12 protein-coding genes are annotated in these 13,229 nt (G+C 45.5%); 6 read left to right on the plus strand and 6 right to left on the minus strand.

All coding sequences use genetic code 11. From position 1 onward, the window contains the following. Positions 1-92: 92 nt before the first annotated feature. The 5 genes from galK to H5T88_01995 form a co-directional block, all read right to left on the minus strand. Entirely contained in the window at positions 93-1,247 is a 1,155-nt protein-coding gene (galK, locus tag H5T88_01975; protein MBC7329106.1) for a galactokinase, read from the minus strand. Next, complete coding sequence (gene galT, locus H5T88_01980; GenBank protein ID MBC7329107.1) at positions 1,244-2,227, minus strand: galactose-1-phosphate uridylyltransferase; 984 nt, start codon at positions 2,225-2,227, stop codon at positions 1,244-1,246. Before galT ends, galK begins: the two co-directional genes overlap by 4 nt. 91 nt (positions 2,228-2,318) lie before the next feature. Further along, a complete protein-coding gene (mutL, locus tag H5T88_01985) occupies positions 2,319-4,004 on the minus strand; it encodes a DNA mismatch repair endonuclease MutL (GenBank protein MBC7329108.1) in 1,686 nt (561 codons plus the stop codon). After that, positions 3,992-5,053, minus strand: a complete 1,062-nt coding sequence (locus H5T88_01990) for a hydrogenase expression/formation protein (GenBank protein ID MBC7329109.1) — start codon at positions 5,051-5,053, stop codon at positions 3,992-3,994. The genes mutL and H5T88_01990 overlap by 13 nt, the downstream gene beginning before the upstream one ends. Next, the gene (locus tag H5T88_01995) at positions 5,010-6,143 is read right to left on the minus strand and encodes a GuaB3 family IMP dehydrogenase-related protein (protein ID MBC7329110.1); all 1,134 of its coding nucleotides are present in this window, start codon (positions 6,141-6,143) and stop codon (positions 5,010-5,012) included. The genes H5T88_01990 and H5T88_01995 overlap by 44 nt, the downstream gene beginning before the upstream one ends. A gap of 371 nt (positions 6,144-6,514) precedes the next feature. Between H5T88_01995 and H5T88_02000 the strand changes: the two genes are divergently transcribed. From H5T88_02000 to H5T88_02025, 6 genes are read left to right on the plus strand one after another with little or no spacing between them, the layout of a single operon-like run. After that, positions 6,515-7,216, plus strand: coding sequence for a hypothetical protein (locus tag H5T88_02000; protein ID MBC7329111.1), 702 nt, complete (start codon positions 6,515-6,517; stop codon positions 7,214-7,216). 24 nt (positions 7,217-7,240) lie between these two features. Continuing rightward, on the plus strand, positions 7,241-7,741 hold the full coding sequence (locus H5T88_02005; GenBank protein MBC7329112.1) for a nitroreductase family protein: 501 nt from the start codon (positions 7,241-7,243) through the stop codon (positions 7,739-7,741). Then, complete coding sequence (locus H5T88_02010) at positions 7,738-8,055, plus strand: hypothetical protein (GenBank protein MBC7329113.1); 318 nt, start codon at positions 7,738-7,740, stop codon at positions 8,053-8,055. The genes H5T88_02005 and H5T88_02010 overlap by 4 nt, the downstream gene beginning before the upstream one ends. Positions 8,056-8,070: 15 nt before the next feature. Continuing rightward, positions 8,071-8,379, plus strand: coding sequence for an MTH1187 family thiamine-binding protein (locus H5T88_02015; protein ID MBC7329114.1), 309 nt, complete (start codon positions 8,071-8,073; stop codon positions 8,377-8,379). Next, complete coding sequence (locus tag H5T88_02020; GenBank protein ID MBC7329115.1) at positions 8,351-9,409, plus strand: SIS domain-containing protein; 1,059 nt, start codon at positions 8,351-8,353, stop codon at positions 9,407-9,409. Before H5T88_02015 ends, H5T88_02020 begins: the two co-directional genes overlap by 29 nt. Beyond that, the gene (locus H5T88_02025; GenBank protein ID MBC7329116.1) at positions 9,403-10,455 is read left to right on the plus strand and encodes a nucleoside 2-deoxyribosyltransferase; all 1,053 of its coding nucleotides are present in this window, start codon (positions 9,403-9,405) and stop codon (positions 10,453-10,455) included. Before H5T88_02020 ends, H5T88_02025 begins: the two co-directional genes overlap by 7 nt. Here the strand turns inward: H5T88_02025 and H5T88_02030 are convergent. Next, the gene (locus H5T88_02030; GenBank protein MBC7329117.1) at positions 10,452-13,178 is read right to left on the minus strand and encodes a hypothetical protein; all 2,727 of its coding nucleotides are present in this window, start codon (positions 13,176-13,178) and stop codon (positions 10,452-10,454) included. The genes H5T88_02025 and H5T88_02030 overlap by 4 nt on opposite strands. Between the last annotated feature and the right edge of the window lie 51 nt (positions 13,179-13,229).

The following is a 13,229-nucleotide window of genomic DNA, read 5'->3' on the forward strand; positions in this document are numbered from 1 at the left end:
TCTTTCCCTCGAGCATTGAAAATTAAAACTCTCTCTCCATAGTTGATGTTACTTATGGAATTTGCGGCGAGACCACTTAAATAGCAGAAAGGTTAGGAACCCAGCGATATGATGACCCCTCCCTGCGCTGGATGGGTGAACCAGATATCGGCTTCTAAACCGGTTGCCTCTTTATATTTCCTCTTTACTGTCTCCTCAAATCTATCCTTTGCGTGTTCTTCCAAGAGGTTAACCGTGCATCCGCCGAAGCCAGCACCAGTTAGCCTCGCTCCCAATACTCCCTCAACGCTCAAGGCAATCTCAACAAGTAAGTCCAATTCACTGCAGGAAACCTCGTATAAGTCCCTCAAAGAGAGATGAGAACCCACCATCAACTCCCCAAATCTCTTTACATCTTTCTTTTTCAAAGCGTCAACGGCGGAGAGAACCCTCTCGTTTTCCTCCACAACATGCTTCGCCCTTTTATAGAAATTCCCCGATAAAATCTCTTCCCCCATATCCCTTATCATCATAGGAGTAGCATCTCTAAGTGCCTTGACCCCAAGCAGACGCGCCGCCTCTTCACATTCCCACCTTCGCTTATTATATTCCGATGAAACAAGCTCCCTTCTCACCTTTGAATCACATACAGCTATAAGATAACCCTTGGGTATGGGGATGTTCTCCGTCTCCAAGCTCCTGCAATCTATGAAGAGCGCCATTCCTTCCTCGCATAATAGAGAGGCGAACTGGTCCATTATCCCGCAACGCATCCCAACGAATTCGTTTTCCGCCCTTTGACAGATTAGCGCCAACGATTTCCTATCCATACTAAATGAAGAGACAGCCTGAAAAGATAGAGCAGCTCCTACCTCCATAGCAGCTGAGGAGGAAAGTCCCGCCCCTATGGGCAAATCTCCATAAATAAGTGCGTCCATTCCATTCAACGCGACATTCTCGGAGAGAAATTTCGCCACTCCCCTCACATAATTACTCCAATTCAATTCGCCTCTTTCTATTTCCTCATCTAAGGAAAATTGGTCAAATTCTTGAAAATTTTCAGAATATAACCTTACCTCCCTATCAGTTCTGGGAGCTACTACATAGGAGATTCCCAGCTCCATCGCTATTGGTAAAACGAATCCCTCATTGTAATCGGTATGCTCCCCGATTAGATTTACCCTTCCCGGAGCGCGAACATAATATTTTGCCTCCTTCCCGAATATCTCCTTGAATCTCGCCATTCCTTCCTCGTAAATCATAATCATTCAACCTCCTCGATTGAAAAGGGAGGTAACTCCCTCAATTCTTTCGCTTTATCCTCGGGATGCGAATCATTTATGAAGTTTCCCGCTCCAGATTCAACGCTCGCAAGATACTTCAACTTATCTTTGCTCCTATAGGGCGGATAGAACTCAATATGATAATGGAACAAGCCAGATTTATCCTTAGAGGGTCTTTGGTGCATTACCATCATATAGGGGAGGGGAAAGGAGAATAAATTATCGTATTTCAAAAGAACCGCTTTCAAAATCTGGGCTAAATCAAAGAGCTTTTCCTCATCATATTCATCCAAACTCGGTATATGGAGTTTGGGCATAAGGAAAACCTCATATGGCCAGCGGGCAAAGAAAGGAACAAAGGCTATGTGGAAAGACGACTCAATGATAACCCTGTTTTCCTCCTTTTCTCTCTCCGCTATATCACATATCAAACATCTTCCTTCCTTCCTCTTATGCTCTCGTAAGGAGCGGATTTCGTCGTGGATGACTGGAGGGATGAAAGGAAAGGCATATATCTGCCCGTGGGGATGATGAAGGGTTACGCCAACCTCTTTCCCCTTGTTCTCAAAGACATATACATATCTGACATAGGGCAATTTAGATAGCTCCCTGAACCTATCCTGCCAGACGAGGAATAACTTATATATTCTTTCAAGGCTCTGCGTCGCCAGGCTACCCGTATGCTCGGGAGTATAAACTACAACTTCACAAACTCCCCTTGATGGCTTAACTTTGTAAAGCTGGGAGGATGAGACGGAGGGTGAGGGAGGCTTGGGGAAAAGGGAAGGAAAGCGATTCTCAAAGACGACTATATCAAAGTCCTCTCTCGGAATTTCCGTCTGCTTGCCTTCCCCACTCGGGCAAAGGGGACATTCAGATGGGGGAGGAAGAAATGTTCTCTCCATCCTATGTGTTGCAGTCATCACCCATTCCCTTCTCAGAGGATGCCAGCGGAGCTCGGACATCACTTCCTCACCTCAAAGGAATAATAGATTATATACCTCCCATCCTCTTTCTTCTCCTTTTCCTTCTTCAACTTTAATCGGGGCAGCTTCTTCATCTCCTTTGGAACCTCCTTTCCAAATCTGAATAGGGGAAGACGATATAGGTAGGTCTTCCGTGGGGACAAATGCTGGGATTCTCGCAGAGGAAAAGCTCCTCCAAAAGCCTTTTCATCTCCTCCTTCTCCAATTTATCCCCCGCCTTGATTGCGAGTTTACAAGAAGCTGTCGCAGCTACCTCCTCCATCCCTATCTTCGCTTCCCTCTCGGGCAGCTCGGTCAACTCATCAATTATATCCCTAACCAATTCCTCTATGTTCTTCCCCTCAAGTTCGCTCGGCGCAGACCTTACTATTATCTCCTGTTTCCCGAATATCTCAATAGTGAAGCCGAGCTCCTCAAATGTAGGAATCAATTGTGAGACCATACGAAATTGGGCGGGTGAAAGGCGAAGAACGATTGGGAAAACCGCCTCCTGGGAGGATTCCCTCAATGTTAATCTCTTTCTTTTAAGTAGTTTCTCAAAGATTATCCTCTCGTGAGCGGCGTGTTGGTCTATTATCATGAGTTCATCCTTCCACTCAACGATTATGTAAGTCTTAGCCACCTGCCCTATTATCTTTGGATATACCTCAACCTTCTCCTCAAATGGAAGGGTGGGGAGCTCGATGCCTTCCTTTTCAGGGAGAACAGGGGTAGACGGAAAAGCGACCGGTTTCAATTCCTCTTTCTTTATAACCGTTGGGGCAGAAAGGGACTGGGAAAAAGCGCTGATAACAGCCTCCCTTATAAAGGAAAACATCTCCCTCTCCCGCACGAACTTTATCTCCAATTTCATAGGGTGAACATTCACATCCACGAGATTGGGAGGTATATCAATGAAAAGGACGCAAACGGGGTGGCGTCCAGCTGGGATGGCGCTGAGCATAGCTTCATCAATGGCTACATTGAAAAGGCGAGACTTTACGAATCTGCGATTAACGAACAGATATTGTTCCTGCCTTGTGGCTCTCGTAAAGGAGGGATTGGAGACATACCCATGGATTCTTATATCGTTTTGTGAATAATCAATAGGAAGCATTTGGGAGGCGATTTCCTCCCCCATTATTGAGGCGATGGCGGAAAGGAGGTCATCGGTAGCTTGATGGGAGAAAACTTCCCTATTGGAGGAGAAAACCCGAAACGAGACATTGTGATGGGAAAGGGCAAATCTCTGCACCCAAGCGAGGATATAGGCAAACTCCGTTTGAGGGGCACGCAGAAACTTCAAGCGAGCCGGCGTATTGAAAAATAAATTCTCAACAATAACTGTTGTGCCCCTTGAAAGTCCAACCTCCTTCATATCTACAATCACGCCCTCAATAGCCCTTATTTCCACCCCTAAGCTGTCTTCTTCGCTCCGGGTCAAAAGACGCATTTGGGAAACGGCAGCTATTGATGGCAAGGCTTCCCCCCTGAAACCAAGGGTAGTTATGTTATGCAGGTCCTCAGCAGAACGAATCTTTGATGTTGAATGCTTTTGAAGGGCGAGGACTGCGTCCTCCTTGCTCATCCCTATGCCATCGTCCATAACCCTTATGAGCTTCTTACCTCCATCAACAATCTCAATTAATATGTGCTTCGCCTCAGCATCAAGGGAATTTTCCACGAGCTCCTTGACAACCGATGCAGGTCTTTCCACCACCTCCCCAGCAGCTATCTTTCCCACCGTTGCTTCATCTAAAATGATTATCTTCCCCATTCCTCCTCCAATCTTGCAACTTCGTCTCTCGCTGAGAACTCCAAAGGGAAAACCCCTTCCCTTCTTTTAATTTTAATCCCATAATCCCTCTTCTTTATCTCTCCGATTTCCCCGTAATCTATACCCTCCCTATCCAAAAGCTCTCTTACACATTCCCTCTTATCTGGTGAAATGGTGAAAAGAAGCGAGCCTGAAGCGAGCAATCCCAATGGGTTGAGGGAGAGCTTCTCGCAAATCAGTCGGCACTCGGGAAGGATGGGAATAGACTCTTCATATAACAAAGCCCCTTTATCATTTGCCCTACAGAGCTCATAGATAGCAGTTGCCAACCCTCCCTCTGTTGGGTCGTGCATTGAGGTGGCATAATTTCTGAGCAAAAGCGCCTCCCTAACAACGGAAATTCCGGGCTTAAATATCAACCGCTTTGCTCTTTCCAGAACTTCTTCCTCTACGCCGAGGGCGAGGAGCTTGGCGGTATACTCCCTCGCTAAAAGAGCTGTTCCCTCTATCGCTATCCCCTTCGTCAAGAATATCAAATCTCCTTCCTTCGCGGAGGGCACCAACACTTTCTCGGCTGAGCCCAACATCGTTCCAACGACAATTGGTCGCTCCAAGCCCGGCGTTACCTCGCTATGCCCACCGATGACTCTGATGGAGAGCTCCCTACAGGCTTCTTCTATTTGCTGCATAATATTTATTGGAAGAGAAGCGGGAGAATCCGGAGGAAGCAGGAGAGTAACAAGGAGATAGCGAGGGACAGCTCCCATAACCGCTATATCGTTCGCGTTCACCATAACCGCATACCAACCAATTAGCTCGCTCGCAAAGGTAATGGGGTCGCTTGCCACGACCAGAAGATTCTCATCCCATCTCACAACTGCGGAATCTTCACCAACTTTGGGACCGATTATTATCCTATCGTCCTCTAAATCCAACAGACCGATTATCTCTTCAAGCAGCTTATGGGGAATCTTCCCGCATTTAAGCCCCTCCTCCAGCAAATCATCACCTCTGGAGGGCTTTCCCTTCGGTTGAAATGGCGGGAGCATATGCTATCCTGACCTTTTGCATTTCTTTTATATTCGTAGCTCCGCAGGAGCTCATTGAAAGCTTGAGGGCGCCGACGAGATTCATCGTCCCGTCATCCTTTTTCGCTTCTCCGAAAAGTATTTCCTTGAGAGTTCCCAAAATACCCACATAAATCCTCGTTCCTCTGGGGAGCAGAGGATGGAAGGAAGCCATTCCCCAGTGATAGCCTTTCCCTGGCGCCTCCTCAGCTGAGGCGATTGGAGAACCAATCATGACCGCATCCGCTCCGCAGGCTATAGCTTTTGCGATATCCCCTCCCCTTCTCATACCTCCATCGGCGATGACGGGAACATATTTGCCAGTCCTCTTGAAGAAATCGTCCCTCGCAGCTGCGGCATCGGCGATAGCAGTGATTTGGGGAACTCCGATGCCCAAAACCTGCCTTGTCGTGCAGGCTGCTCCAGGTCCAACCCCCACCAAGATTGCTGAAGCCCCGGCTTCCATAAGTTCAAGCGCCCCTTCGTAGGTGACGCAGTTGCCGATTATCACCGGTATGGGCGACCTCTCGCAGAATGAAGGGATATCAAGGCTACCTTTAGATGACCTATGACGAACGGTCGTTATTGTGGATTGGAGGACGAAAATATCAAGACCAGCGGAAAGGCAGATGGGGAAAAACCTTTCCGCATTGGCAGGAGTTGCAGAGGCAGCAGCAACGACCCCCGATTCCTTAATTTCCCTTATCCTCTTCTCTATCAAATTCTCCTTTATGGGTTCCCTATAGACATCCCTTATTACCTCAATTACCTTTTCTTTCGGAGCGGTTATTATCCTCTCTATCGCTTCTTCAGGCTTCTCATATCTCGTTTGCACTCCCTCTAAATTGAGGACCGCCAACCCTCCCAATTTCCCCAGAAGAGTGCAAATTCTCACATCAACCGCTCCATCCATAGCGGAGGCGAGAATGGGGATGGAAAAGCGAAAATCGCCAATTTGAAAGCTGACATCAACCTCATCAGGGTCAATCGTTTCCTCTGATGGGATGAGAGAAATTTCATCAAAGCCGAAAGTCCAATAAGCTTTGCGGTTTCTTCCTATCTCTATTTCCACAGGGGAATACCTCCTTTCGTTTATTAAAGAAGATTAACATAGCACATTATCTGTGTCAACCTAAATTGTATAATCTCATAATATTTGAGACTCCTCGGAGGACTTCCCGTATTGCTTGACTATAAACTCCAAGAGAGGATATCTACTGCTCTATAGCTTTGGGGAACTACGGTCTGGAGCTTTCCAGCTCACGCCATTGATTTACTAAGGAAACTCTAAATCTCCTTAAACCCAATCGCTTATCCTCCTACTCAAAATATATAGGCTTTCAGCTTATCTAAGCTTAGAACCTGGATTCACCGCGAGGCTAAGTTCTTGCCTAATTATTTGTTTTACTATGTTAATCTTTGATGTATAATTATATTACAGCTATGCGGAAGTTGGCGATATTTTTGCTATTTTGTTTGTTCCTCCTTCCCCAATCAATAAAGGAGAGATTAGAGGAAAGATGGTCTTCTTTGAAGACCTACTCAGCAACATTGGTAGTTAAACAAGCGAAGACCTCTAAGCTCACGAAGTTAGACCCCGATTACAAATACTTCTTTAATGCGAAGAAGACGCAAATCTATTTTCGAGCTCCTCACTCCTTGAGGTTAGAGGGAACTCCCTATGGGATGTTGCGAGTCGTTTATATAATCAATAGCAATCGCTATTTTGTCTGGGTGCCAGGAATTGGATATAAGAAAGAGGATAACTTCAAAGGGATTGACCGCAAAACTCTCTCCTTGGATTTCGGCATCATCGCTCCCGATTTCTGGAACGATTACGATTTAAGGGTTGTTGAGGAAACAAAAAATAGTTTGAAGATAGAGGCTATACCAAAGGATAACACTCGGAAGAGGATAATATGGATTAACCCTAACGATTTATCATTGCAGAAATCCTGGAAGCTGAACAGCTTGGGGAAGTTAAATGTCTCCTATGTTTATGATAATTACTTCAAGGACCAATCAGGTGTAGTCATACCGAGAAGAATAAAGATGTTCGCTCCAGATGGAGAGCTCGTTGCGGAGGGGGAGTTGCAGAACATAAAGATTAACTCCCCCCTTCCAGAGAAGCTTTTCTCTCCCTAATCTAAATAGAAAGGGGGAAAATTGATGGACCTTTTCGAAGCAATTGAGAAGAGGCGAAGCGTCCGCCTCTTCCAAACCCATCCTGTCCCTCTTGAGGACTTGAAGAAGATAGTGAACGCTGGAAGGCTCGCCCCATCGGGCTATAATCTGCAGAAGCGAGAATTCATTATAATCACCGATAAAAGCATCCTCAATCGTCTAAACGATGTTCAACCCGTCTTCGATTGCGGAGGAGCTATAGCGGTCATCGTTGAGCCAACTAAATATGCTATTGAGGATGCCTCTGCAGCAATAGAGAATATTCTCCTCGCAGCAACAGCCCTCGGCTATGGTTCATGTTGGGTTGAGGGAACGCTAATCCCTCACGAAGGATGGGTCAAGGAACTTTTGGGCATTCCCAAGAGGAAAAGGCTCTTCGCCCTCATCCCAATCGGGATTCCGCTAACATCTGGAGAGCAAGCTCCAAAGAAACCCCTTGAAGAGATAACATATCTCAATTATTACGGCAATAAGGAAGGGTTATGAGATACGACCTTTCGGAGCCGCAAAGGGAGGATATCTTCGTCTCTGAGGAGATAGAGGTCTATTTCGCGAGAAAGCCCGGTCCACCCACATCCTTTCGCTGGAGAGGTAAAGATTTCAAGATAGTGAAATGCAAGTTCCAAGGTAGAAAGCTTGACTTCGGAAAGCGTTGGTGGCAAAGACATCATAAGGATTACTACATAGTTGAGGATGAAAATCGCAATGTCTTCCAAATCTATTACAATAGAGGTCCGAGAAGGAGATATTGGGTTCTCCTCAAGATTTTGAGGATAGCTCAGGGCGAATTGATAGATTAAAAGGAGGTGACATTTTTGCCGATAGCGGAGATAAGCATAATACCCTTGGGAACTGGTTCACCTAGCGTTGGCGATTATGTCGCGAATTGCGTGAAAATATTGGAGGAAATGGGTTTGAATTATCAATTAACGCCTATGGGCACGGTATTTGAAGGCGAACTGGAGCAAATCCTTGAGGCTGTCCGTCGTATCCACGAAGTTCCCTTTCAAATGGGATGTCAAAGAGTCGTTACCACACTGAAGATAGATGATAGGAGGGATAAGCCTGCAACTATGCGTTCAAAGGTAGAAGGAGTTGAGAGAAGACTTGGGAAAAAGCTATAGAATGCTTGAGGAGATAAAAGAGCAGCCCAAATGTCTTGCGGAAACCTTCAAGCTTGAGACAGAAAAGGCAAGGGAGATAGGAAAGGAGATAAAGAGATTTTCTCCCGAATGCGTGATGGTAGTGGCAAGGGGAACTTCCGATAATGTCGCAACTTATGCCAGGTATCTCATTCAATATGAAAACAAATTGCCCGTAGCCTCCGCCGCGCCCTCCCTTTACACCTTCTATGATGTGAAGTTGAAATTGGATAAGACCTTCGTGATAGGGATTTCCCAATCCGGAGAGACGCCCGATGTTGTTTATTGGATAAGAAGGGCGAGGGAAGACGGAGCTTTGACCTGTGCCATCACAAACACGGAGGACTCGCCCTTGGAGAAAGAGGCGCATTTATCCCTGATAGCACGCTCAGGCAAGGAGGAAGCTGTCGCGGCAACTAAAACCTTCACCACTTCCCTCCTTGCAGTTGCTCTGCTTTCATTTCATTGGGCGGGAGACGAAGAGAGATTGGAGGAATTGAGCTCAACTCCTTCCCAAGCGGAGAAAATGCTCGCCCAAGCATCTTTGATTGAGGAACTGGTCCAGAGATATACTTATGTTGAGACGATGGCTGTCATCTCCCGTGGGTTTTCCTATCCTACAGCTTTGGAGATAGCCTTGAAGATAAGGGAAACATCCCTCGTTGATGCTGATGGCTTCTCTTCAGCCGATTTTATGCACGGACCAGTGGCGGTTGTGAGAAAGGGTTTTCCCCTCTTCTTCGTCGCTCCGAAGGGGAAAATATTGGAGCATTTAATAGATATAGCTCAGCAATTGAGAAAAAGGGGAGCGGAGATAATCGCCCTTTCCAATAGCGAAAGGATGAGGAAATTGGCTAATTCCTATATTCCTGTTCCCTTTGATGGCGATGAGATGATTCTGCCCATAACCTCAATTATTGGCGGGCAGTTGTTTGCCTATTATCTGGCTATTTCCCGGGGATTGAACCCCGATAAACCTCGTGGATTAAGGAAGGTGACGCGCATATGGTGAAGCCGAATTTTGAGAGAATGGAGAAGGCTTTACGCTTAGAAGGGGAGCCAGACCGTGTCCCCTTCATTGAGGGATGGATAGATTACAGAGTTGCTTCCGCCTTTTTGGGGAAGCCGATAAGAAATTTCTCGGATTGGGTTGAGTTCTGGTGTAAAGCAGGATATGATTTCATCCATATCGTCCCTCCCTATTCCTTCCCCAGCCCGCGCCGGGAGGTCCATTTCAATTACAGCTTATACGAGGACCAATTATCCTCTCGCTCTTGGGTGGAGCAACATAGGGGAGCGATAACGAATGAAGAGGAATTTTCCGCTTATGATTTTCCCTCCCCCGAGGAGGTTGATTACTCCATCATTGCGGAGACAAGGAAAGCCCTACCAGAGGGTATGAAGATAATAACGGGAACGGGAGGGATTTTTGAGGAGACATCGTTCGCGATGGGTTTTGAGACGCTCGCTTTGTCCTTATACGATGAGCCAAAGCTCGTGGCAAAGGTTTTTGATAAAGTGGGGGAAATCCTCACGGAGATAACGGATATCGCCGCTGAGGCGTGTGAAGACGCTCTCGGAGCCCTTTGGTTGTCAGACGATATCGCTTATACCGAGGGGACTTTCTTTTCACCATCTGTTTACAGGAAATATCTTTTCCCCTGGTATAAGAGATTTGGGGAAATCTGCAAGAAATATGATGTTCCCTTCCTTTTCCATTCCGATGGCAAGCTTTGGGACATTTTGGACGATTTGATTGAATGTGGCGTTAACGCGATCCATCCAATTGAGCCGAAGGCTATGGATATAAGAGAAGTGAAGGAAAGATACGGGGACAAACTATGCATTCTTGGTGGTTTGAATTTGGATTATCCCCTATCAAGGGGAACACCGAAGGAAGTGGAGGAAGAGGTAAAGCGACTAATAAAGGAAATCGCACCCGGGGGCGGTTATTGTCTCGGCTCCTCCAACAGCATCCCCGAATATGTCCCCTTGGAGAACTACAAAGCAATGCTTGAAAGCGGTCTGAAATACGGCAAATATCCCATATCCCTTTAGGGAATGAGATAGATATGCCAGGGTTGGGTAACTAATTGCCCATCCTTGATTTGCATCCGCTTTTTAGTGGTTACATCCTCTACTTGTGTTCTTCTCCCTAACTTGTAAGAGAAGCGTTTGAAGGAGAACAGCACCGTTTTCCCCTCTTTGTTTCTCCATTCTACGCCAAACCAATCATCCCCCATGCCCAATAATCTCCTTTTTTCCATATAAGGAGCAACTATGTTAAAGCCGTTGTTGATTTCAGCAATTGCATTTTTGTCTTCCTCCGACAATCTATCTAATGAGAGTATGCCCAATACGCCTTTGCTCGCAAGTGCCCTAAAATAAGCCTCTTTATCAAAGATTGTATCCGCAACATAATAGTAAAGCCCATATTCTTTGCCTTTTATTTTCTCAAAGTAAGAATTGTCGCCATAGCCATATCCACCACTTGACAAACCAAATGGTCCACATCCTTCAATATGTATCTCAGAATACCCCATCTCTTGCATTGCTTTTTGCATTTTGATTGTTCTCTCCAACTGAGGATAAGGGTTTGGTTGAGAGAAATCGGTTAGGACCCCAAAGGTAAGGAATGAATCTTGCCAATATCCATCAATCCCTAAAGACCTGATAGCTTTATATCGGTTAATTGCATAGAGAAAATAACCGCCATACAGACTAACTCCAAAGACATCGTTATACCAAGTCACCGGAATGCCGTCTGCTTCTTGAGCAATCCACTCTGGATGTTCTAATAAAAGAGGGGATGAATTTGATAAATGAGCTGGGGTGGACCAAATAAGGACCTTGATTCCCCTTTTATGAGCCTCATTACAAAGGTGGGCAAGGGCTTCTTCACCGCCAAGCGCGGGACTGATCTCCAGATGCCAAGGCGCGCATCCCGAACCGAAACACTTGCTTCCCTCCAGATATCTGTTGGGAGGATACTCCGCGTCGCTTTCCCAGATGCCACCGGCAAGATAAAGAATCCTTATGCCCAACTTCCCCAAAATGGGTAGTTTGTCATCAGCAAAACGCCAGAGCCAACTCTTTTCTAAATCCAGCTTGCCCTCACTTTTGTACCTATCAAAGGCATCGTCATAACCTTGCCAAAGGAGCGCGGGCTTCGGCTCTATTCTCTTCAAACCATACAAGGAACGATATCTCCCCCCTAAATAATCAAAAACCTCGCTCCACTCATTTAATATACTCCATTTATCGGGAAATTTACCCTCACCCACAAGCCAACATTTCATGGTTGTTTCCCCGTTCTTTAAGGGAATGGAGGAATTTATAATTAGCTTGTCCATTTCTTGATTGACGCCTACTTTTGCATAAACTACATCATTGAAGAAGGAAACAATCGCTCTATTGGCTCCTCCATAGAATAGAAAAGGTTGTTGCCAAGCGAAGTAACCCATAGGTGGGAGTTGGAGGATGGAAAGGAAGCTCAGCTTTACCTCTTTGAAATCACCCCAAGATTGGTTTATAAACCAATCCCCGTTCCACCATTTTGCTTTCTCCTCTATCACTACTTCAAAAGGTTTTCCCTGGCATCTAAGGTTTCTGAATATAAGTTTATAAGAGAGCCCTTTGTAGATTCGCCTTCCTATTTTCTTCTCAGAGGGTATGAATACCCAATAAAGCTCGCCATTGATTTTTTCTGATTCAATCAGGCTTTTAATAATCACTACGTCTCCATTTATCTCATAACCTTTATAAAAGCACCTTTCAATCTTAACTTCCTCAACTTTCCCATTTCCCCTTTTCACCCAATCCCCGTTTTTATCCCTTTCAAGGAGATAATTCCTCCAATCCTTTATCTTTTCTACGCTACCGGAAAAAACTTTCAGTGTCGGCAAGGCTGGATTGTCGTTATCCTCAACTTCGTAATTCCCGATAAACAATTTTTGTATTCCTTTTAGATGCTCGCCTTCCTTCATAAGCTGAATTGCAACCCCTTGAGGAAAGGAAATAGCGACGCTTTCGCTTTCAACATCTATTTTGATTTTCTTCGGATAGACTCGTTTAGCTGAGCTGGTCTGGACCCCTTCAAAAGATAAAAGACATTTCCCGATAGAGTTATAGGAAAATCTGAAAGTATTCGGACCTCGCTTTAGTTTGAGCAGGGGAAGGACAGAACGAGCATCTAATTTTGCCGTGATGTAAAGGTCATATAAAACATTGTTGTTTTGACCTACAAATTTTAGGTAAATCGTTTTTGAACCGATTAAGGGTTGCGGGAGCTCAGCTTTGACTTGAGTGACTCCACCGGGAGGAGGTGATTTCCACATCAGGGTCCAATTTTCGGCATCGGCAGACGCATATATCCAAATCGCTCTTCCAACCTTTTCCCATTCCCAATCTCCTACAGTTGTTATAAGCGAGCCCTCTGGGCTTGAAAGATTTAAGGATTTTATGGGAAAGGGAAATTCAAACTTATAAACCAACTCCCCAGTCCACCAAAGAATGTCTTCCCAATCGTTGAAGTAAAGGGCAGATACATTCATAGAATAGACATCTTTAAGAAATTTAGGCAATGGCGAAGAAATGGGGCGGGAAAGGAAGTTTTCTATTTTGTTTGACAAAATTTGTTTTCTGCCCCGATAATGGCGAAGGAAAGTATCGTAATAAAAGAAAGTAGCAGTTCCATCTGGAGTGAAAACGAGGACCGATTCAGAGGGAAGCTCCTTGGCGAGAAGGAAACCATTTAGGCGAGCATCTTTCAATTTTTCCATGTTAACGAGTGTGAGAGAAGTAAATCTTTCCTTTTCCGAAAACAAAGAAAA

Source organism: bacterium (assembly GCA_014360495.1).
Taxonomy (GTDB): Bacteria; Armatimonadota; JACIXR01; order JACIXR01; family JACIXR01; genus JACIXR01.

Coding starts and splice junctions, on each gene's coding strand:
- galK (MBC7329106.1), bottom strand. CDS start 1,247: ATGATTATGATTTACGAGGAAGGAATGGCGAGATTCAAGGAGATATTC.
- galT (MBC7329107.1), bottom strand. CDS start 2,227: ATGTCCGAGCTCCGCTGGCATCCTCTGAGAAGGGAATGGGTGATGACT.
- mutL (MBC7329108.1), bottom strand. CDS start 4,004: ATGGGGAAGATAATCATTTTAGATGAAGCAACGGTGGGAAAGATAGCT.
- H5T88_01990 (MBC7329109.1), bottom strand. CDS start 5,053: ATGCTCCCGCCATTTCAACCGAAGGGAAAGCCCTCCAGAGGTGATGAT.
- H5T88_02000 (MBC7329111.1), top strand. CDS start 6,515: ATGCGGAAGTTGGCGATATTTTTGCTATTTTGTTTGTTCCTCCTTCCC.
- H5T88_02005 (MBC7329112.1), top strand. CDS start 7,241: ATGGACCTTTTCGAAGCAATTGAGAAGAGGCGAAGCGTCCGCCTCTTC.
- H5T88_02010 (MBC7329113.1), top strand. CDS start 7,738: ATGAGATACGACCTTTCGGAGCCGCAAAGGGAGGATATCTTCGTCTCT.
- H5T88_02025 (MBC7329116.1), top strand. CDS start 9,403: ATGGTGAAGCCGAATTTTGAGAGAATGGAGAAGGCTTTACGCTTAGAA.
- H5T88_02030 (MBC7329117.1), bottom strand. CDS start 13,178: ATGGAAAAATTGAAAGATGCTCGCCTAAATGGTTTCCTTCTCGCCAAG.